Annotated in this window: 14 protein-coding genes and 3 pseudogenes; 5 read left to right on the top strand and 12 right to left on the bottom strand. The window is 48.5% G+C overall.

Annotated elements, in window-relative coordinates:
• Positions 1-467: 467 nt before the first annotated feature.
• Positions 468-1,556, top strand: a pseudogene (locus AB1E37_RS22470) (IS3 family transposase).
• 151 nt (positions 1,557-1,707) lie between these two features.
• Here AB1E37_RS22470 and AB1E37_RS22465 read toward each other — a convergent pair.
• Positions 1,708-3,930, bottom strand: coding sequence for a glycosyltransferase (locus tag AB1E37_RS22465; RefSeq protein ID WP_004222296.1), 2,223 nt, complete (start codon positions 3,928-3,930; stop codon positions 1,708-1,710).
• 97 nt (positions 3,931-4,027) lie between these two features.
• Between AB1E37_RS22465 and AB1E37_RS22460 the strand changes: the two genes are divergently transcribed.
• Positions 4,028-4,837 (top strand): polysaccharide pyruvyl transferase family protein, encoded by an 810-nt coding sequence (locus tag AB1E37_RS22460; protein WP_004177598.1) that lies wholly within the window; start codon positions 4,028-4,030, stop codon positions 4,835-4,837.
• A 269-nt stretch (positions 4,838-5,106) separates the two neighbouring features.
• Here the strand turns inward: AB1E37_RS22460 and AB1E37_RS22455 are convergent.
• A pseudogene (locus AB1E37_RS22455) lies at positions 5,107-5,727 on the bottom strand (transposase); the annotation flags it as partial.
• 159 nt (positions 5,728-5,886) lie between these two features.
• Between AB1E37_RS22455 and AB1E37_RS22450 the strand changes: the two are divergent.
• Positions 5,887-6,069: pseudogene (locus AB1E37_RS22450) on the top strand (HNH endonuclease); the annotation flags it as partial.
• Between the two features lie 286 nt (positions 6,070-6,355).
• Here AB1E37_RS22450 and AB1E37_RS22445 read toward each other — a convergent pair.
• From AB1E37_RS22445 to AB1E37_RS22405, 9 genes are all read right to left on the bottom strand, one after another.
• Complete coding sequence (locus AB1E37_RS22445) at positions 6,356-7,654, bottom strand: histidine-type phosphatase (protein WP_020802331.1); 1,299 nt, start codon at positions 7,652-7,654, stop codon at positions 6,356-6,358.
• 10 nt (positions 7,655-7,664) lie between these two features.
• Complete coding sequence (locus AB1E37_RS22440) at positions 7,665-8,810, bottom strand: porin (RefSeq protein ID WP_014599025.1); 1,146 nt, start codon at positions 8,808-8,810, stop codon at positions 7,665-7,667.
• Between the two features lie 24 nt (positions 8,811-8,834).
• Entirely contained in the window at positions 8,835-9,950 is a 1,116-nt protein-coding gene (locus AB1E37_RS22435) for a YdcF family protein (RefSeq protein WP_014599026.1), read from the bottom strand.
• A gap of 666 nt (positions 9,951-10,616) precedes the next feature.
• The gene (locus AB1E37_RS22430) at positions 10,617-11,156 is read right to left on the bottom strand and encodes a DUF2857 domain-containing protein (protein WP_004222304.1); all 540 of its coding nucleotides are present in this window, start codon (positions 11,154-11,156) and stop codon (positions 10,617-10,619) included.
• The gene (locus AB1E37_RS22425; protein ID WP_009309828.1) at positions 11,140-12,615 is read right to left on the bottom strand and encodes a ParB family protein; all 1,476 of its coding nucleotides are present in this window, start codon (positions 12,613-12,615) and stop codon (positions 11,140-11,142) included. Before AB1E37_RS22425 ends, AB1E37_RS22430 begins: the two co-directional genes overlap by 17 nt.
• 285 nt (positions 12,616-12,900) lie before the next feature.
• Positions 12,901-13,968 carry an extracellular solute-binding protein gene (locus AB1E37_RS22420; RefSeq protein WP_009309829.1) on the bottom strand — a complete coding sequence of 356 codons (1,068 nt, stop codon included), beginning with the start codon at positions 13,966-13,968 and terminating at the stop codon, positions 12,901-12,903.
• Positions 13,969-13,989: 21 nt separating this feature from the next.
• Positions 13,990-14,826, bottom strand: coding sequence for an ABC transporter permease (locus AB1E37_RS22415; protein ID WP_009309830.1), 837 nt, complete (start codon positions 14,824-14,826; stop codon positions 13,990-13,992).
• Positions 14,823-15,689: an ABC transporter permease gene (locus AB1E37_RS22410; protein ID WP_032448233.1), complete on the bottom strand. Its 867-nt coding sequence runs from the start codon at positions 15,687-15,689 to the stop codon at positions 14,823-14,825. Before AB1E37_RS22410 ends, AB1E37_RS22415 begins: the two co-directional genes overlap by 4 nt.
• Positions 15,686-16,753, bottom strand: coding sequence for an ABC transporter ATP-binding protein (locus tag AB1E37_RS22405; protein ID WP_009309831.1), 1,068 nt, complete (start codon positions 16,751-16,753; stop codon positions 15,686-15,688). Before AB1E37_RS22405 ends, AB1E37_RS22410 begins: the two co-directional genes overlap by 4 nt.
• A gap of 213 nt (positions 16,754-16,966) precedes the next feature.
• Here AB1E37_RS22405 and AB1E37_RS22400 point away from each other — a divergent pair, with 213 nt between their 5' ends.
• The gene (locus tag AB1E37_RS22400) at positions 16,967-17,797 is read left to right on the top strand and encodes a glycerophosphodiester phosphodiesterase family protein (protein WP_009309832.1); all 831 of its coding nucleotides are present in this window, start codon (positions 16,967-16,969) and stop codon (positions 17,795-17,797) included.
• A 15-nt stretch (positions 17,798-17,812) separates the two neighbouring features.
• Entirely contained in the window at positions 17,813-18,925 is a 1,113-nt protein-coding gene (locus AB1E37_RS22395) for an ROK family transcriptional regulator (RefSeq protein WP_004222324.1), read from the top strand.
• A 178-nt stretch (positions 18,926-19,103) separates the two neighbouring features.
• Here the strand turns inward: AB1E37_RS22395 and AB1E37_RS22390 are convergent, their stop codons facing one another.
• Positions 19,104-20,783: a glycoside hydrolase family 43 protein gene (locus AB1E37_RS22390; protein WP_016831405.1), complete on the bottom strand. Its 1,680-nt coding sequence runs from the start codon at positions 20,781-20,783 to the stop codon at positions 19,104-19,106.
• Positions 20,784-20,797: the final 14 nt, after the last annotated feature.

The raw sequence follows: 20,797 nt of genomic DNA, 5'->3' as shown, positions 1-20,797 counted from the left end.
ACAGAGCAAGAGCCTGTCTTTTATGAAGCTGGATCAGGGCGGCGGTATCGCGGACCGGTAAATTACTTGTGGTTACCTGTTAGCCGGTGTTGCTGGTAAAGCTGGTGACGCTGGAACTTATCTAGCGAGTATGTTCTTTCACCTTTGGTGGTTGCTTAGAATATGGCACCGCTTGGCCTGCAGTCTGGAGAACACTGGCCGGAACAGAAGGTCGTAAGTTGTTCCAGCAATGGCTGTTGCGGGCTAAGTGCCGACTAACAGATAGCTGTCATAATGGTCGGCTTCCGGCGTGAGAACGGAAGCTACAACCAATTCTTTGAAAATAAATAAAAGCAGGGCTAACGCCAATCGTTTCATTACATCCTTCCGCGAACTACGGTGGGGGTGTTGATCTCCTCCCTGAAAACAGTGCCAGGCTAAACTGAAGTCTCCGGTCTTTCTTCCATCTCACAGAGAGGCACATCGCCATGAAAAAGACCCGCTATACCGAAGAAAAGATTGCGTTTGCTCTGAAACAGGCCGAAACCGGCACCCGCGCCGGGGAAGTCTGCCGGAAGATGGGCATTTCTGAAGCCACTTTTTATAACTGGAAGAAGAAATTCGCCGGTCTGGGCGTGACCGAACTGCGGCGTCTGCGGCAACTGGAGGATGAAAATCTGCGGCTGAAGAAACTGGTGTCTAACCTGAGTCTGGACAAGAAGATGCTGCAGGAGGTACTGAAACAAAAGTTCTGAGGCCGGCTCAGAAACGTCAGGCGGTGCATTTTCTGCGGGAGGCTTACCGTATCAGTGTCCGACGGGAATGCGGACTGCTGATGCAGAGCAGAACCGTTTACCACTGGCAGAGCCGGCGGGATGATCGGGCGATAACCCTGCGTATCCGGTAAATAGCGGAGCTACGGTTTCCCGCGTATTCATATTCAGCTGCGGCGGGAAGGCTGGCCTGTTAACCACAAGAAAACACACCGGATTTACTGTCTGGAAGGCCTCAACCTGCGCAAAAAGCGCCCCCGCATGCATGTCAGTGCAGCACATCGTCAGCAACGTCCGGTCCTGACCGGTATCGATCAGTGCTGGAGTATGGATTTCGTGTCGGATAATCTGTTTAACGGAACACGTTTCCGGGCGCTGACTGTAGTGGATAATTTTAGTCGGGAGTGTGTGGCGATCCATGCCGGAAAGTCACTGTAAGGCGAGGATGTGGTCGGTGTGATGGAAAGGTTGCGGGTGCTGGGCAAGCGTCTGCCGGTACGTATTCAGACAGATAACGGCAGCGAGTTTATTTTGAAAAGTCTGGGTAAATGGGCGTATGAACACGGTGTCACAATGGACTTATCCCGCCCCGGAAAACCAACGGATAATCCGTTTATTGAATCATTTAACGGCAGTCTGCGGGATGAATGCCTGAACATTCACTGGTTTCTCTCGCTGGAAGATGCGCAGGACAAACTCGACAACTGGCGCAGGGAATATAATCATGAGAGAACGCATTCATCATTAAATGACATGACTCCGGCTGAATTCATCCGAAGTCTCCGGAAAGACGAAGATCTCTGATTTAGCACTGCACTGAATTTGGGCCAGGGGCAAATCTGGCCGGGAACTCAAAAATGCATGCAACTAAAACAGGGTTATTTACAGACAAATTTAAAATTAGCTGAAAGTTAATATTGTTTTTGCGGAGCCCTTTCGGGCCCCGAATATTACTTTATTTTAACATTGATTTCACTTTCCGGGCAACCCGGCGAACCAGGCTGGTGCCTCGTTTTGCGCCTTGGACATGAATTGCTTCATACAGAGCATTAAAACGGTCATGGGCCCAGCCATCTCTTTGCTGAGAAATAAGACCATCAACCTTATTATTTAAAAGTTGTAACTCGTTACTGACAGAATGACCACCATTGATGCTCCGCAAGCGATTCACTTCACTCTCAAGTTCTTGAATCTTCTCGAGGTAGGAAGGTATCAACCCCATTGCATAGTTATATTTAACATTCTCATCCATAAAAGGACGGAAACTGCGGTAGTTATTTTTACTCTTATTTCCACTTAACAACATGCCGGAGTTTGCAACTCTATACCAAAATAGAGGTTCCGGGACGATTTGCAATTTATATCCCTGTAATGATATTTTGGCAAAAAACTCCCAGTCTTCATGACCTAAACCGTAATCTTCAGTAAATCCGCCTACTTTTTCGAAAACCTCTTTTCTGATCAGCGCATTAGCATCGCCAAAGCAGTTACTAAAGCTGGCGATATTTAAATCAGGCCCTAACGGAAGCCAGCAGTGCGTCATTTTACGGAACGGAGAAGGGAACTCCTCACCAAAAATAAGATCGCTTGGTGTGGTTAACACATCGGCCCCAGAGTTTAATGCTGCAGTAACAAACGTTTCTACCTCAAAAGGCTTAGCAACATTATCATCGTCCATAAACATCAGATATTCGCCAGAGGCGTGTCGCGCAGCCAAATTCCTTGCAGCACCCAGATAGTTATTAGAACTACGGACAATTTTCCAGCCTCGAGAGTTAAAATCATTCTCGATGAGATTCAAATAACGATGAGAATCTTCTGTCGTACTTCCATCATCAACCAAGATGACCTCAATATTTTGGTACGTCTGAGATTTTATTGATGCGAGTGCTTGCTGAAGCAAATGGTGACGTTCGAAGTGAGTTATACACACGCTAACTAACGGGCTGTTAGCTTCATCGATTTTCTTGAATGTGCGGTTGTTTTTTCGTTCAACTGCGACAAACCAAGCTTCTTTAATATTGTCTTGTGATTCAGCAAGCCCTGGTTTTATATTTATATTTTTTAAGCGATAGTGGATTTTTCCGTATAAATCGACAGGTGTAGGAATAAATAGAACTTCCGCATGATGCTCCTGCGGAATAAGCTCTGGAATTCCACCAACGTTTGAAGCGAGAAAATTAACGTTATTAATCAAGCATTCATAAACAGTATAGGGTGAGTTTTCTACAAGTGATGGAATGATGACTAATACATTTTTTCTTTTTATATATTCATTAGCGTTGGTACGATCATAGTCGCTGATGACATTAACTGCGAGTCCCAAATTTTTAGTCTGATTCATAATATAAGTAAATGAATCAGTTTTCCCCATAGTGACATTTTTTCCGAGGAAGGTTACTCCAGAAATGCTCTCTTTATCTTCATCAGATAGTTTTCTTAATGCACGCAGGAATATGTCAAGTCCTTTACGGGTTTCAAGGCGGCCGAAAAATACAAGCTCAACGCCAGAAGCTGGCTTTTCATTTATTTTAACTGTAACATCATCTCTCGTCACAAACCCTTGAAATGGCTCGCAATTTAAAATTACATGACGTTCTTCAGGAACATTCCAGTGCTTACTCAACATCCAATCAATTAAATACTGAGACGGACTAACAACTTCATCCGCCATTTCAACCACCATTTTCTCCATATAATAGAGTTCAAGATGGTTCTGATCATATGGAAGCTGGTAATTACCTTCATCAGCCCATAACGTTGAACTGTGAGTATTTACAATGAACTTTGTATTTTCAAAATCCGTTCCATTCTTTTTGCTTAATAAAGTGTAATAAAGATCTGCCTGCCACTCACAAGAAATAACAGTGTCATAGGTGTTATTTTCTTTCAACCAGAGATAAATTGAATAACTTTTCCTTCTAAAATACGGTGCATCAATATTAATCTCTTTTATCAGTCCGGTTCTTAGCAGATTGATACCAAAGGTACTATAAATACGTGACCAGTCGCTAAATTTCGATACAGATGATTCAGAATAGTCGCCACATGTATACAATACATCAACATCATACCCCTTTTTTGCCAAAGTAGTGGCAAGGGCAGTGAAAGCAGTACCAATACCGCCGTTACGGACAGGCCCCTCAATGTCCGGCGTCATTATAAGAATTTTCTTCATTGTAACCCTTCCTTTGTAACCTAGACTTTTCTATGATATTAGTGAATTGAAGTAGTGTAAGATAGCAGTCGGTAGCTTCTGTTAAACAGGATAAAAAATGACCAATATGAAGTTAAAATTTGATTTGCTTCTAAAATCTTATCATCTATCTCATCGATTTGTCTATAAGGCAAACCCTGGTAATGCTGGTGATGGTGTAATTGCATCTGCGACGTATGACTTTTTTGAACGAAATGCTCTTACCTATATCCCTTACAGAGATGGCGAGCGCTACAGTTCTGAAACTGATATTTTAATTTTTGGAGGCGGAGGAAACCTGATAGAAGGATTGTATTCTGAAGGTCATGACTTTATCCAGAATAATATTGGGAAGTTTCATAAAGTAATAATAATGCCGTCGACAATCAGAGGGTATAGCGATTTATTCATCAACAATATTGATAAGTTTGTTGTTTTTTGTCGAGAAAATATCACCTTCGATTATATTAAATCTCTCAACTACGAACCAAACAAGAACGTATTCATTACTGATGATATGGCATTTTATCTCGATCTTAATAAATACCTGTCACTTAAACCCGTCTATAAAAAACAGGCCAACTGCTTCAGAACGGACTCCGAATCTCTAACTGGAGACTACAAAGAAAACAATCATGATATTTCGCTCACCTGGAATGGCGATTATTGGGATAATGAATTTCTGGCGCGTAATTCTACCCGTTGCATGATAAACTTTCTTGAAGAGTATAAAGTTGTCAATACCGACAGGCTGCATGTGGCAATTTTAGCATCTCTGCTTGGCAAAGAAGTCAACTTCTATCCTAACTCATATTACAAAAATGAAGCTGTTTACAATTATTCACTTTTTAATCGTTATCCAAAAACATGCTTTATTACGGCAAGTTGAAAAAGGCAGCGTATAATAATACGCTGCCTGAAAGCCATATAACTGTTACAGCATTGTTAATTATTGCCTGCCAGCCTTTAGGTGACTATTCATTCGCACGCCTATAGTCTGCAAAACTATCGATTATCGCAGTAAAAAACTTATCAATGAGTTTAGTCGTTGCACCGAGGTTTTAACTTTCCGCATCACTTTTCACGTACAGTATTTTACTGACTCCGTGTTTCTTAAATTCTATTGTATGCTGACAGATTTTCCCACTTGCGTCGTCACGACTTGAGCAACACTGGATACTGCTGATCCCATTTCGCTTCCAGCTCATCCAGCACCGTTTCTGCGGCTTCTTTCGACCCCGCGCGATATACCGGTTTCAGATCAGCCATAAAAGCTTTATGGTCATTTGAGGCCACGTATTTAATCGAGTTACTGATTTGGTGAATGACGCACAACTGAACCTCTGTCTGCGGATAAATGTTGTTTATCGCCTCCGGGAAGCCGGTCAGCCCGCCCACGCAGGCGATCAGGATGTCTTCAATGCCCCAGTTTTGCAGGTCGCTTAATATAGACAGCCAGAAGTTAGCGCCTTTACTTTCTGATAGATACCGGCCCAGAGTTTCTTTCTTGCCTGCCAGATTCAGCGCCATAACGGTATAAACCGTTTTGCTCTGATAGCGGCCATTCTCACGGACTTTATAGTGAATACGTTCAGCCAGACGAAGGGGTAAACCTTTTCCAGCGGGTGCTGTTGCCACTGTTTTAGTTCAGGGATAACTTTATCGTACTACACTGATGGTGGCGGTTGACATGCTGAAAGCATATAAATCTTCGAACTCTCGGCTAATGTCCTGGTAGCTAATCCCCTGCGCAAACAGCCGAATGATCTTGCGTTCAATAATAAATGCGATGATGCTCGCAAAATCCTTGCCGATCAACCCACCAGATGCGGCGGTTTACGTGGATCGCGATTTAACTATCACTGCTATTTATTTGTTCGAAAAGCCCATAGCTTTCTATTTATACTCAAGCTTCGCGCCATCAGATAGCTATGTCTTATGAAAAAACTACCGGACCATTTATCCAGGGAATGCATCATCGCCGCCATTCGCGCTTACGATGCAGGCGTTGCGCATCAGTTTAAAAGCGCGCGTCTGTATGAGATCGAGTTTGAGGGGCGTCGGTATCCTTCAAAAGCCATCGTCGGGTTAGCGGCCACGCTTGCGACAGGAACGGAATTTATCCTGGAAGAGATGACGGTCCGGCTTCGGCCCGTTGAATGGTTACTGACTGCTTGAGACATGTTCTTTGAACACAGTCAGAATAGTGCCTCGTTTTAGGTCCCAGTGGTGGTGAGTATGAAAAAAGGCCTGCAAAGCAGGCCAATGAGGATCCAAAGTAAGAAAAGCAGTGGCTATACCAACCATACTTCTGGTTGTAGGTGTATTGACTGTCACATTAAATCGATACATCTCAAACTAACTCGAAGTATTTATGGTACTCTGGCATTAACCACTTAGGAGAAATCTATTCCGCGTAGTTCTGCGCAATCATCGCAGTCTTATCGAGACGGCTATTAATCTGCGCGGCAAATTCATCTATCGGGCACAGCCAGCCGTCCGGACTGTTTTTACAGTGCAGATTAAGCTTTTGTTGCAGCGGTGGATTCTTCACATTTAGCGGCTCCAGCCGACGCATTTGATCCAGGCTTTGCGTCATAAAGGTAAGGCCTATATACGTCTGATGCGTTTTGCTATCCCGATAACGTTCAAACATCAGCGTGCTTCCGGGCGGCGTATCATCTTTCGGGTAGCCCTTCAGATGCCAGGAGACATTGAGCAGGGTTTGCAGTGGCGTCAGGTTGGAGTCATGGCCGAAATACATGACCATCCGTGCATCCGGCGCGCTGGCGGCAATCTCTGGGCTGGCGTTGGGGTCGTGGAAACCAGACCCCTTTTCCAGCGTATAGAGGATCTGGCTCAGTAGTTGTGAGCCAGCGCGGGCGGCGATATACGGGTCATGAAGTATTAGATCGAACTTAATCTGATGCAGTTTGTTGAGCCGTGTCAGGTCGTCAGTATTTTTGACGTGGCCAAACGCAACCTGTTCCAGTGGCAGTCCTTCGGCATATTGCAGGCGGAAGGTTTCACCCAACTCGTTACCCCAGAATAGAGGCCCTTCCAGCTCAATATTGCGATCCTTCAGGTTCTTAATCGACCATTCACCGCTGGAGTAGGTGCATTGATCACCTTTACAGTTGGGGTCAACGATTTTTTGCATCGCTGCTATGTCACCGGCATAACGCTGTTTTGCCGCCTCCAGGCTGCCACCCATCTTTTGTAAGACGCTGTTGCTGGCCCTGGCGACATCTAGCGGAGCGACGCCATTATCAATGGGTTTAAACAGTGTATCTTTTTTGCTGGCGGGTGAGCTGACTTTGACGCCACATCCGGGAAACAGTGTATCGATCAGGGCGTAAGCTGTCATACGGGTGCGCTGTTTGGCGCTGGTGCGGACAAAAATATCGTCGGCATTGAGGCAGCTATCTTTTTTAAGGAACTGGCGTTGCTGCAGGTAATCCCGCAAATAATCTCCCATGCGTGTGACGGCAGCGTAGCCGTGCATGGTCAGCTCGCCATCTTTGCCCTGAAAATGGGGGAAAGTTTCTGGCGACATTGCCTGGATTTTTGCCGTATCCATCTGTGGGCGGATACCATGGCGGTTCAGCGTTACGACTTTATCCAGCACCAGATCGGCTGTTGCGGCTTGCGCCAGTGAAGAGGTTAGCGCCAGTGCAATAAGACTTAGCGTGTAAGCTTTCATCATGATTCTCCTGTCAGAAATAATACCGTGCGCCAAGAGCAATTTTGTCGTCACTGTACCGATCGTCCGCATCATCGGAATCGACGGTCATGTTGCAGTACTCCAGCCACAGGATGAATTGTTTGTTGAAGGTATAATCGGTGCCAAAAATAGTGCGGGTTTCCTGATAATTGTCAGCCGCCGCATCGCCATCGCGCAGTCCATAGACTCCGTAGATACCCCATTTATCCCAGGTCCACTTAGCACCAGCTCCGAAAAGATCGACATTGATGGTGTCCTGATAAGCGGTATAACCTTTGCTGCTACCTTTATTACCGTTCTTGATTTGATAACCACCATAGTCCAGAGCCAGTGAGAGATTAATTTGTGGGATGTTGTACTTCATCCCTATACCCCATATATTTTCTTTGTCCGCTTTCACGTCTGTGTACCCGCTTTTGACGTTGGCATCGGTTGAACCATTGGTAGTCTGTTGGGCGATACCGGCATTTAATGTCAGATCCCAGGGTGAGTCGTAAAGTAGCGCCATCGCCCAAGCGTTATCGATATCATTGATATTTGTTCCAGTCTGCATGGTATAGGATGTTGCCACTTTTAGACCATGCCAGCGTTCAGACATAAAACGTATAGTATTGGATTCTCGCTTGATAAAATTATTATCTCCGCCACCAACACGAGCTATTTTCCCTCCGCCAAAATAAAGTGCCCCGCTGCTGCCATATTCATAGCTATAATCAGACTGATGAACATAATCGAAGGGGGATTTCACTCTACCAAAATCTAGTTCACCAATACCTTTGTAACTCAGCCCCCCATAAGATTGTCTGTTGTCAAAATGAAAATTATCTTCTGCTGCCTGAGTATCTCCGCCATATTCGAAATAGGCGATGGCGCTCAGATTCTTCATCCAGCTGTCGCTCTCGAACTGATCGCCCAGACCACGTTTAAACTTCAGCCCGATACGTGTACCCTGATCTTTTAATTTTGAATCGCTATCGCCATCTGTCCTGCCGCGTTTAGAACTATTTTCTAACATCATGCGTAACGAACCAGTAAGATCAAGCTTGGCTCCTTGTTCTTTATTTTCATAAAGGGTAACGGCTTGGCTATTCGCTGTAATTAAACCTGTGATTAATCCTGCAATAATACGCTTCTGCATAATCTATATCCTTGATTTGTTTTATCACATGGCGAAGCCTGGATATTCCTGACGGTAAAGCCGTAATACATCCCGATAGGTGGAGCGGTAATCGCCGCTACCGAGTTTTGGCGGTTTTTTTGCGTCGTCCTCTGTGGCGAAATTACTGTCTTTCCATGCCATTGATGTCAAATTTACCTGCCATGGAACATACAGTTTTAGCGCATTATTCATTAGTACCGTACCTCTGCGGATATGACCTGCTCGGGTCACGATCGTCGCCTCCCGTATATTGAAATTACGCATGATCATCGCTGTGTAATTAGCGTTCTGTACGGTGTCGTAAGAGAGCACCTCAGGTATGATGCGTGATGGAGCGATTCCATTTTCGGTAAAGTATTTCCACATCACTTCCGCTTCAACACGATTATTGCGGGGTACGCCGCCGGTAACGATAATTTTTGAGTCTGGATACTGTTTGGCCACTTTTAGCGCTTGCGCCATAATACCTTTTAGCGGTTCCTGTGGATTTCCTTCTTTATCAAGTTGATAACCCAGAACGACAATTGCATGATAGCGCCCCGGATGGGCCACCTTAGGCATATCGAAATGAATGATATTGGTGTCCTGAAGCACCTTGTCTGCTGCATCGAGGATAGCGTCATACTTTGCCGTTTGGTTAGGGAAATGTTGTTGTAATTGTTGGTGTAGTTTCCCGGTTGCCTGCTGACGTTCCTCTGGAGTTTTAGCTAAAGCGCGTAGATAAACCAGCGCATTATAACCTGAGTCAAAATCGCCAAATTTTTTGAAATTTTCCTGATAAAGAGCAATTCCTTCTTTAACGTGTTTGTTGCGTATTTGGGCGGCAGCATAACTGTTAGCAATTTTTTCTTCGTTCGGACTTGTCTGATACGCTTTGGCAAAACCATCTTCAATTGGGCCGGAACCATTAACACCATAAATGAATTTCCCCCAGTAAAAAAAATGATGGCTCACAGCATAATCGACATAGCAATCTGTTTTCTTCTGCTTTATCGTCAAGGAGTCACAGTTTGATAAAGGGAAGTCTTTATTTTCATAATCTGCATGGGCGGCCTGCGCTGACTGCTGAAAAGCAAGAAAAAGGGCAGGTAGCAGAAAAAAGATTTTTTTTCTGTTCATAACAAAACCTTTAGCATATTGGATGTATAGGGGAATTCTATAGGTACAGACAAGTAAGCTTATAAATATTCGTGAGGAACATAAAAGAAAGTACATTGAATGCCATCCATTTTATAAACATCCCCATCGGATTAATAAGCTGGTTAACTCAGCAACTACTTTATGAAAACAAGCAGGGTTTTACATTATGAAATTGATTTCTCAATTTGAATAATTAACCAGTAGAGCCCGTTATGGTGTCTCTCGGTATGGGAATGCGGTATTTTCGGTTTTTTAACCTACAAGGAAAGGTCGTTCTTCTGACATGAAAAATAAATAGTAGCAGCCTCATGTGCTGCCGTTGATTTCATCTTTATATACAACCTTACTATAGATATGAGAGATAACATGGAGATTGATTATCCGGGGTGTTTCAATGTGGCGCTTTGTAAATATCGTAAATTCTGGATGCGAAATGGCTAGACATTTTAAGATCTGGGGTGGTTATTTGAAATGGCGATTTTTGTAGATTTAGATGCGCATTGTGATGACAGTGGCATCACTCTTTTACCTATTGATTAGTAGTGAATTGATTGGATTTGATGAGATGCTAGAGGTACTAAACCGATTTGCTTAGTTCATGTATCATGATAATCCTTCCATTTATGGAACTGCTAAAAGTGGTATTCAACGCGTTTCCCACTTCCGGATCAGGTTCCAGACGACGGTTAATGAGAGCGATCGTTCCCGAGTTAGCTGCATCATGACTTCCAGCGCTTGTATTGAATCAAGATTATCTACTTTCACCTCTTGCCAGCGTTTCCAGAGTGCGATTTCTTCTTCTTCATCTGGAGCCTGGCTGCGCCCCTGGCGAATGTTGATCCCCATAAGTCGACGGCGAGCGCTAATTTCGGCCGTCGGAATACCGAAGTAGTGGTTAATCAAGGCGATTGAGCCACCCAATTGCACTGCCTGGTTCACAATCTGCTGAAGTTTGTGCTCCTGTTGTACCTGAACAAGCATTTTGCGTAGAACGTCATGGTTGACTGTCACTTTTAGAAAATGTGAAGAGGTATTTGTCAGATATAGTAACTCATCATAGGAAAGGGAACATAGTTTGTTTAATTCATCATGATTAAAGCCCAAAGCTTCGCAATAACGTAAGTTACCAGCCTTAATGGCTTGCACCACCTGTGACAAAATAGCATGGTTAATCGTTGGTATCATTTTTTGCGTCCTGTTGTAATTCCATAAGCCGACGAACGATGCGAATTAACCGGAATGCTTTAATAAGGAACTGATCGCTGAACACGAATCTATTCTGTTCGCGTCGGATAAGTAGTATCGGATCTAGAGTAGCGGCCAGATCTGCTGTTAGGGGAACCCCATTGAGTGTCATCAATAGAGCTCTGCAGGCGCGGGCTTGAGTTTGGGAATATACATCTGGGGCTGTTGTAATCGCGCTAAGTTTATAGTCGGCATCGTCTACATTGTTATCAGGAAATATCTTACCGTCGATGCCACAACACTCCGCCAGTTCTCGCGCAACTTGGTTTCTTAGCGCTTGCAATGCCTGGGTTGAATCAATTAGGGGTGAAATACACCAGATATCCATGATGGGATCGTTGCTTTCACACATTAGTGTGGAACCCAGAGGCGAGTCTGGCGCAGAGAGAACCGTTTTTCTTTTGGAACTCGGTTTACGTCTGTATACAGTAGAACGTGCTGCGGAGGCCTCTTTCTGTATATAAAGCGGCGATTCCTGAGTGGGGCCGAGTAAGGCCAGGCGCTTCTGCTCGGAAGGATCCAGATCCAGCATCAGCAGATTGTAATCAACGTTCAGCGCCTGACTCAGTAGTCCTAATAGCTCATCCTGTACAAGTTCGAAGCAGAACTCTTCAGGCTGATCATTGAACAGCGATAGCGCCGAGGAAAAGATATTTTCAAATGAACCCAAATCATCGGTGGCATGTTGTTCCCAGATTCGTAGCGCCGCAGTCCGCATGGAAAGTAGTTTTTCTATTTGTGGACGCCCCAGCCCGGCATACAGTACTTGAGGAATATAGGGGTGCAGATATTCCAGAGTCTGTTCCATGCGGCTGATTTGTGACTGGTTGATCGGGTAGCCATCTTTCCTCAGGCGTTCCGCCAGTTCCCGCTGCGAGAGTTGATATTGCTCAACGTGCTGGTACAACTCTCGCGCTTTACTGATCCCCAGCGCCCGCTCAATAAAACTCAATTTACCGTGAAGATCGTTCTCTGCCAGATGACCGATCAGACATCGCAGTTCTCCATGCATAAGCTGTTTAGACGTCCCACCCCACGGTCGGTAAAGGCAATGAATACGCCAAAACCGCTCATCATGAGTTTCTTGCCATAGCTCATTGAGGATTGACAAGCGGGTATTACCGCCGTTGGCAATGATGTAATAGTCCTGATCGGGGCGACGGGTGATAGGTGGCGGCGTGTCCAGACCGCGCTGGCGGATCGACGCTTTGATATCGTCATAGTTGGGGTTGCGCATAACCCTGGGATTGAACTCGTAAGGACGGAGTTGGTCCAGCGTCACGATCATCGCGGTTTCCTTTGACGGGCGGGCACAACCCTCGGCAGATGAAGATTGCTGGTCAAAACAGCTTTGCATCAGGTGAGATTGAACGACCTGCGACGTTAGCTTCGAGTTCATATCAATCCTCCCGATTGGGCTAGTCTCATCGTTGATAAGATGTAGATGGGCCATGATGATTGGGGGGGGATGCGGCGCGATGGCGATAAACTCAGCAGTACCGCAGTCCAGCGTGTTATACCAGTAAAGTTAAGCTTGGTAGGGGAATGATATAGTGTCATAATTATAATTTAATTTTTAAATCAATTGCTTGTGATGATTTATGTCCGAGGTTATGAGTTCCTGAACAGAAACCTTCGTGCGATGTCTTTCCTGCGCTTACTCTTCAGAATCAATACTTAGGGTTTACTGCGTCATAACTTCATGGACGAAGACTCTCCTAAGCTGTCTGCTGTAGGCTTTACCGTAAAATTGTACTGCGGTGTCCGGACCGCTCAGTTTCTTCAGGGGAGTTGAACCAAACGCTTGATTCATTGCCTTCTGGGTTGATGGCAGGATCAGCCAGTTTAGGAACAGCCGTGATGCCGCCGGATGTGGGCTGTTGGCGGCAATCGCCGCGATGTTGCCGCCACCGGGCATCCCAAACTCCGGCACGTAAAATTTCAGCCTTGGGGTAATGGCTCCAGTTTTTTGCAGCCCAACTAGATGGTCTTCCCAGATGGGAATCAGCATCAACTCGCCATCGTTCAGGCGAGTCAGGCTGTCAGCGCCGGAGGCTGTCAGTGTTATATTGTCGCGGTTAGCGGCAAACCACAGCCATCCTTTCTGCCAGCGTTTCACTACCGTTGGGTCAATGCTGTCCGTTTTGCTGTTAAAATCACCGCCCGTAATGGTGACGATTCTCTGGATAAAAGCTTCCCCCGCGCCACCGTTATTTGGGTCGTTATAGCCGAACCTCTTTGGATTTGCGTTAATAAAGCTTTGTAATTGATCCAGTGTCTGCGGCAGTGCCTGATTGCCAATCTGTTTCGGATCATAGGCAAAACCGGTCTGATTACCCCAGAACGCCACGGCATAACCCTGAGTATCGACGTTCTGAATCTGATGAACGGCGTCATCATAGCCAGGTAAATCGTCAATCTTTGCTAGCGCTTTCAATCCCATCATCACCGGCAACTGTGTTACAGACATGGCGATAACGTCGAGTCTGCCTTTCTTTTTGCCCGCTTCCGCCAGCAACTTATTAACATTGCCGTCGAGTCTGCCTTCCGGAATACGTACTTTAATGCCGTATTGTTTTTCAAATTCCTGCACGAAAATTCGCCACTGTGATTGCAGGTACCAGACATGAAAAGTCACGTTGCCTTCTTGTTTTGCTTGTTCCAGTACTTTATCCCAGTCGGCCTTCTCAGCCGCCATTGTCAGAGAACTGCACAGCAGGCCGCCCGCCATAATTATCACTGCTTTTTTCATCACATTATCTCCTGTAAAAGGTCAGGCTTTCCCCGTTGACTGCGACAGATAATTCCCTTTCAGCAACTTCTCGATGATAGCCATCAGGATGACGTTGGGGATCACCAGAATCATCGACACCACTGCCGCATCCGGGCGGACGAAGGAGTAGCCAAGGAAAGAGTAAAGAATGGTCGGGACGGTGATAAAATCCGGTGCGCCCAGTACGTATGAGATGCTGAATTCCTCAAGGCTTCGCACCAGACAAAAAATCAGCGCCGCCAGCAAGCTCGGTTTCAGCAGCGGCAGGTAGGCGTTGCTGAAAGTGCCCCACACACCAGAGCCTAAGTCACGACTGGCATCGATCAGATCCTGCGGTACAGCCTTAAACCCTGCCGACATAATGCGAATCGAATAGGGTAGCGTCAGTACCGTATGGCCGATAACAATGCTGATAAAAGCATTGTCGATATTGAGATTGAGCAGCATGGCGCTGAAGAAAATCCCGATCAGCATTCCCGGCATCACCAGTGGGATCAGCGTCAGCATCTCCGCCACCGCCTTACCACGAAAGGTCATGCGCCCGAAGGCATACGCGGTGGGGAGCGACAGCAGAAGGCTGGCGACCGCTACCGTAGGTGCGATGGTGTAGCTGTTCAATAGCGCCTCTGCAAGCGAGGTTTTTTCCCATACCAGCAGCCAGCGGCTGAACGACAACACCGGCGGGAAGATATCCGGGTAGCTCCACGGATGGGCCGCGTCAACCAGCGACCAAAGGATCGCCATACCGAACGGCATTCCCAGCCAGATGAGGTTGGCAACCATGAAAAAGATCAGCGAAATCGTCACCACCCGACGACCATTGGCAGTGTGGCTCATTTGAGCTCTCCTTTGCGGGTTGCGAATGGGGTGATAAGCAGGGCGATCAGCAGCGTGCAGATGGCCGCCGTGACCATAATGATCACTGCAATTACCGCCGCGCTATTCCACTCGCCGTATTCCATGGCGGTGGCCTGCATCAGGCGTGACAGCGAGTAGGTGTTGCGCGGCCCGGCCACTGAGAAGAAGGCGAAATCTCCCAACGCGCCGATAAACACCAGAATCAGCGTCACCTGTACGGCGGGCAGCGTCAGCGGCACCACGACGCCGGTAAAGCTGCGCCAGCGGTTAGCACCGAGGTTGCTGGCGGTGTCCAGCACGTCGTTACGAATAGCGTTGACCGCGCCGCCGACCAGGATCAGGGCTAAGGGCAGGTTCTTCCAGATTTGCAGGATAACGACACCCCAGCCGAAATCATCGTTCTGCATCCGCAGCGGCTCACTGATAATGCCCAGCGCCAGCAGCAGCTCGTTGATGATGCCGTGATAAGCCACGATATTGACGAACAGAAACGCCGCCACCAGACCGGGGATAAACATCGGCGCACGCAGTACCGCGATAATCCCTGCTTTACCGACCATCGGTTTACGTAGCCACAGCGCTAGTGGATACGCGAAAATTACCGAACCGAATGCCCCCAGCAGTGATACTTTTACGGAGTAGAACAGGGCGCTTTGCAGTACCTCGTCCTGCAGCATGTTGCGCCAGTACTCTAGAGAGAAATGACTATCGCCTTCGAGGTTAAACCAGCCCAGACTCTGGGCGATCACCACATAAAAAGTGGATCCCATCAGCAGCAGAATGGTGCCCAGCCCGCTGAGCATCAACAGCCAGGCGAATAGCTCGTTGCGCCAGTTTTTCATGATACCGGCTCCAGAAAATGGATGGCGTTTTCCGTCAGACGGAAGCAAACGCGCTCGCCGGGGGCAATGGGCGGCTTTTTAATCAGCTGCAGGCGCACCGACAGTCCGGCGTTGTTGTGGCCCCAGGCTTCGGTGAGGTTGCCCATAAAGGCCATTTTATCGAGCGTCAGGGTGAAGTGGTTGTCTCCCGCCTGCGGCTGGCCGACATACTGCGCATCTTCTGGTCGCCAGCAGATATAGCAGTGCTCCGCGCGCGGCGGCCGGTCAGAGAAGACATAAAACTCACCGAGGGCGCAGCGTACCCGGTAATAGCCCGGCTGCTCTGCGGGCGTGACCTGTGCGGTATCGATATTGGCCGCGCCGATAAAGTCCGCCACAAAGCGGTTGGCTGGGCGGTAGTAGATCTCCTCCGGCTGGCCGATCTGCTCGACGTTACCGGCGTTCAACACCACGATTTTGTCCGACATCGCCAGCGCTTCCGCCTGGTCGTGGGTGACGTAAATCGAGGTGAGCTGATACAGCCGCTGGAGTTCCTTAATTTCAAAACGCACGCTCTCGCGCAGCTTGGCATCGAGGTTGGAGAGCGGTTCGTCGAACAGGATCACGTCTGGACGGGTGATCATCGCCCGCGCCAGCGCCACGCGCTGCTGTTGACCGCCAGAGAGCTGCCCGGGCATTTTCAGCCGCTGACTCTCCAGCCCTACCTGCTTCAGCGCCTCCGCCAGCCGGGCCTGCTGTTCGCCGATGGTGGCCTTTTTCTGTTTCAGGCCGAAACAGATATTGTGCGCCACGTTGAGGTGCGGAAACAGCGCGTAGGACTGAAAGCACATGGCGGTGTTGCGCTTTTCCGGCGGCAGCGCGTTCACCGTTTTATCGCCAATCAGAATGCGCCCACTATCCGGCTGATGAAAACCGCCGATCATCTTCAGCAGGGTGGTTTTACCGCAGCCGCTTGGCCCCAGCAGAGTCACGAATTCCCCCTCTTCGGCGCAGAACGAGATTTCCCTGGCGGCATAGAATTCGCCGAACGTTTTGGTTACCTGTTCCAGCACCAGTTTTGACATAAGCTCTCGTTTTCCGTTGCATCAAATGGGTGTTTAAATTTACATACTAAATATAAAATTTATGTGATGTTGATCGTTAAAACAAAAAAACCATGATAAACAATGATAAGTAAGATGTTTTAAGCATGATTTTTGTCTTTTGACAGAGTTTTCTTTTCTTATTAAATTTAAATAGTAAAGTTAACTATCATCTTTCATCATGAGGAGCTACAGATGGCATTTAACTTTCATCGGGCGGCAGAGGGAATAGTACTGGCCAACAGTCACCGTGGGTTTTCCACTTGCGCACCGGAAAATACCTTTCCAGCATTTGAGGCTGCACGCCTGGCGGGAACTCACTGTATTGAAATCGACGTTCACCTGACGGTGGATAACCAGTTGGTCGTCACGCATGATCACCGTATCGACCGGGTGTCCTCTGGTGATGGCTTTGTCGAGGAGATGACGTACCTTCAATTGCTGGCATGCGACTTTGGCATGAAATTCCATCCCTCATTTATCGGAACACACATTCCCCTACTGGCGGACGTATTGTGCTGGGCGGTGGAAAATGATATGGGGCTGATTGTTGAGGTGAAACAGCGTAACCGACACGATAAATTTGTTTCTGTACTGGTCGAGCTACTTCACGAGCAACCGGAAGCCATCAACCATATCCAGTTGTTAGGCTTCAATCATGTGTTAATAAATCAGGTGAAGGCACAAATTCCACAACTGGCATTACAGGTGGTAACGCTGGAGCGTTACAATAACCAATTGGCGGCGGTGCAACAATCAAACGCCTCATGTGTCTGTTTTGAATTTGAGTTCGCCCATATTGGCGACCTACGAGCTTACAAAAAAGCCGGGCTCGGAATACGGATGTTTCTGCATGAAGTGAGAAATGGCATGACTCCGCTGGAGCAGTACGACTATAAATTCGGCTGCGACAGTCGTTCGATGATTATCGGCTGGATGCAGGCGGGGCTGATTGATATGCTCAGCCACGACGATATTCCTTACCTGCAGGGGCTTATTGAAGAAGCTGGCCTGCGCTGGGGTTAGAAAAATAAGGACACCATGGATTCCCAATCTGAATGCCTTGAACTTCGTGGTTCACAGCGCCTGCTACTGGAACTGATCCGCAGGCACGCGCCGGTGACGCGTGCCGAACTGGCGCGATTGTCTGGATTGACGGCGGGAGCGATCACCCAGCAGTGTCGGGAACTGATGTTCTTAGGTCTGGTGGTTGAAGGAGAACGTAATACCGGCCAGCGCGGTCAGCCATCGCTGCCATTGCGTCTTAATCCTGGAGGAGGCTGTGCCATAGGATTGTCGTTTAGTCCCGGCTTCATCGATATGACAGTCGTCGATCTCAGCGGTCGCCAGTTGTTGTCACTTTCCGAAGCGCACCTTGAAAATCAGCCGTTGTCCGCCACACTCGTGCAGATCAAAACCTTGGTGGAGCAGACGCTGAAAAAGCGCCAGCTCCAGCACGCGCGTATTCTCGGCATTGGCTATGCGGTGCCGGGCTTTCTGAAAGCCGATGGACGCAAACGCCACTGCGTGCCCTCTTTGGAGAGCTGGCGCGATGCGGATTTACAGCAGACATTTGCTGACAATCTGCCGTGGCCGACGTGGGTGGAGAATAATGCCAACGCAGCTGCGGTAGGTGAGCTATACAGTGGTGAATGGAATGCGTACAGCGATCTGACCTTTATCGATCTTGGCTACGGTATTGGCGCAGGGATTATCTCCGGGCATAAAATGCTGCGCGGCGGGTTCTGCAATGCTGGTGAAGTTGGAATGGCGTTTCCATCAGGTACGCCGCGACCCTCATATAAGGATCTGCTTGCCACACTGGATCGCGAAGGGTTTACTGAAAACCAGCTGCCGGAGTTGATCGCCGAGCAGCATCCACTGCTGGAAAGCTGGTTTGAACGCTGTAGAGGTCAGGTGGAGCAGACTGTGTTTGGCTGTGTACAGTGGGTGGACCCGCAGATAATTGTGCTTGGTGGAGTGATGCCAAAACCGATTATCAGCCGACTGGTGGAGGAGCTGAACCAGCGGCTAGAAACTCGTTTCGATCCTAACCGTCCGCGAGTGAGGTTGGCTGCGTCTTCAATGGGAGTGCAGAGCGCATCAAGGGGGGCGGCGATGATCCCGTTGTATCAGGTGATAAATGAGGGGTGAGCAAGTTTTATTTGGTTTTTACGCAGCCTTCATTCATATCAGCCGCAAGCTTAATATACGTCCCGTCGTTAAAAACCCCTGCGGCGCAAGCCTGAAAAAATCGGAAGCGCATAACCGTTGCGTTCCCACAGTTCACAAACCCCACGCTACCTTACCGGTAGCGTGGGCTCACACACTCTTACTTATCCCGCGTCTCGCCAGCCTCCCAGCTGTAACTGCCATCGGCCGCTAACCTATCGCCCAGTTCCTGATACTCGAACTGATAAAACTCAGCCTGGGTGCCGTACCCGGCGTAGTCTACCGCCGCCAGGCCGACGAACGCGCCGGTAAAGAACCCGCCGTAGCTCTGCAACACATAGTCATCGGACAGCACCGCGGCATCCAGCTGGACCGGGATCTCGGTGAACGACACGCCATCGAAGCTGTATTCATAGCTGTAGGTCTGCTTGCGGACCTTGGTCCGGAACCAGACGTATTCCACGCCGTCCGGCACCTTGATGGCGTTATCTTTCAGGTACGACGTGTATTTCCCGCGGTTATTTTCGCCGACTTCGATGACCTTGCCGTTAATTTCATTCCAGGTCAGGAAGACGAAGCTCCAGTGGCGGTCGTTATAGTAATTCGTTAACCCGGCCATCTGCTGGTAGCTGAAGGGCTCGAATTTCACCTTCACCGCGGCGTCAAAATAGAAGGCCTGCCAGCGGCGGGCAATCAGCGACAGGTCATGCGTATTGGCTAACGAACCCTGGCCGATTAAGGTTAATTTGCCGTCGCCGGTGGTGCCCATTTTGGCCGTAAACGGCACCCGCAGGGTATTCCAGTTCGGGTCGAGCGCTGGCGAGGTAAAGTCATCCTGCTGGCTATTATCGCTGGCGCTTTCGGTGAAGATGGCGTCTTTTGGCCCTTCGACGAAGGTTTTCCCGCCATGACCGCCTTCAATACGCGGCCAGCCCTCATCGTCCCAGTATACTTTCTGGATCGCGGTTTCCCGGCCGAGAGTTGACCAGCCGCGCGGGTCGTAGATGGATTCCCCCGGGCGATTCCACGGCCGGGCGCAGAGCGAGGCGTAATACCATTCGCCTTCCGGAGTGGAGACCAGCGCGCCATGGCCCTGTTTCTGGATGTAGCTGTCCGGGGTATCGACGTTGGTTAAGAACACGTCGCCCGGCTCGGTTTCGAAGCTGTCGGCCTCGAGGGTTTTCGACCGCGCCACCACCTCCTGGTGGGTAAACACGGTGCCGCCCTGGGCGGCAAACAGATAGTAGTAGCCGTTCAGTTTATAGAGGTGCGGCCCCTCGACCAGCGCCACGGCGGTGCCGCGGTAGATGGTGCGCGCGGTTTCCGGCATTAACTTCAGCGTCTTGGTATCCAGCTCCGTTAAGGTAATGCCATCGAAGGGGTGATGGTACTCCCGGTGATCCCAGGTTTGCTGGACGATATATTTCCGGCCATCGTCGTCATGGAACAGCGAGGCGTCAAACCCGACGCCGTTCAGCTTGATCGGGTCGCTCCACGGGCCCCGAATATCCTTCGCGGTGGTCAGATAGTTGGTCATGTCTTTGAAGGCGCCTTCGGTGACCTTCACATCGGTATACACCAACCAGAATTGCCCATCGGCCCAGGAAAGCGCCGGCGCCCAAATGCCGCCGGAGGAGGGGTTGCCCTTCATGTCCAGCAGGGTGGTGGTGGAGAGCGGCGAAGGCAGCAGGTTCCAGTTTTTCAGGTCTTTCGACTCATGTAAACGCACGCCCGGGAACCACTCAAACGTCGAGTTGGCAATATAGTACGTATCCTCGACGCGAATAATACTGGGGTCGGCATTAAAGCCGCGTAATATCGGGTTTTGAATAAGTGACATTTCATTACACCTTT

It is taken from the genome of Klebsiella sp. Shm-1 (assembly GCF_040804525.1).
Classification (GTDB): domain Bacteria; phylum Pseudomonadota; class Gammaproteobacteria; order Enterobacterales; family Enterobacteriaceae; genus Klebsiella; species Klebsiella pneumoniae.
Note: the sequence above shows the minus strand (reverse complement) of the source record. Positions and strands in the feature narration are given on the sequence as shown.

What these genes read in the sequence shown, in the direction of transcription:
- AB1E37_RS22465 (WP_004222296.1), bottom strand. Translation starts at nt 3,930, where the DNA reads ATGAAGAAAATTCTTATAATGACGCCGGACATTGAGGGGCCTGTCCGT.
- AB1E37_RS22460 (WP_004177598.1), top strand. Translation starts at nt 4,028, where the DNA reads ATGACCAATATGAAGTTAAAATTTGATTTGCTTCTAAAATCTTATCAT.
- AB1E37_RS22445 (WP_020802331.1), bottom strand. Translation starts at nt 7,654, where the DNA reads ATGATGAAAGCTTACACGCTAAGTCTTATTGCACTGGCGCTAACCTCT.
- AB1E37_RS22440 (WP_014599025.1), bottom strand. Translation starts at nt 8,810, where the DNA reads ATGCAGAAGCGTATTATTGCAGGATTAATCACAGGTTTAATTACAGCG.
- AB1E37_RS22435 (WP_014599026.1), bottom strand. Translation starts at nt 9,950, where the DNA reads ATGAACAGAAAAAAAATCTTTTTTCTGCTACCTGCCCTTTTTCTTGCT.
- AB1E37_RS22430 (WP_004222304.1), bottom strand. Translation starts at nt 11,156, where the DNA reads ATGATACCAACGATTAACCATGCTATTTTGTCACAGGTGGTGCAAGCC.
- AB1E37_RS22425 (WP_009309828.1), bottom strand. Translation starts at nt 12,615, where the DNA reads ATGAACTCGAAGCTAACGTCGCAGGTCGTTCAATCTCACCTGATGCAA.
- AB1E37_RS22420 (WP_009309829.1), bottom strand. Translation starts at nt 13,968, where the DNA reads ATGAAAAAAGCAGTGATAATTATGGCGGGCGGCCTGCTGTGCAGTTCT.
- AB1E37_RS22415 (WP_009309830.1), bottom strand. Translation starts at nt 14,826, where the DNA reads ATGAGCCACACTGCCAATGGTCGTCGGGTGGTGACGATTTCGCTGATC.
- AB1E37_RS22410 (WP_032448233.1), bottom strand. Translation starts at nt 15,689, where the DNA reads ATGAAAAACTGGCGCAACGAGCTATTCGCCTGGCTGTTGATGCTCAGC.
- AB1E37_RS22405 (WP_009309831.1), bottom strand. Translation starts at nt 16,753, where the DNA reads ATGTCAAAACTGGTGCTGGAACAGGTAACCAAAACGTTCGGCGAATTC.
- AB1E37_RS22400 (WP_009309832.1), top strand. Translation starts at nt 16,967, where the DNA reads ATGGCATTTAACTTTCATCGGGCGGCAGAGGGAATAGTACTGGCCAAC.
- AB1E37_RS22395 (WP_004222324.1), top strand. Translation starts at nt 17,813, where the DNA reads ATGGATTCCCAATCTGAATGCCTTGAACTTCGTGGTTCACAGCGCCTG.
- AB1E37_RS22390 (WP_016831405.1), bottom strand. Translation starts at nt 20,783, where the DNA reads ATGTCACTTATTCAAAACCCGATATTACGCGGCTTTAATGCCGACCCC.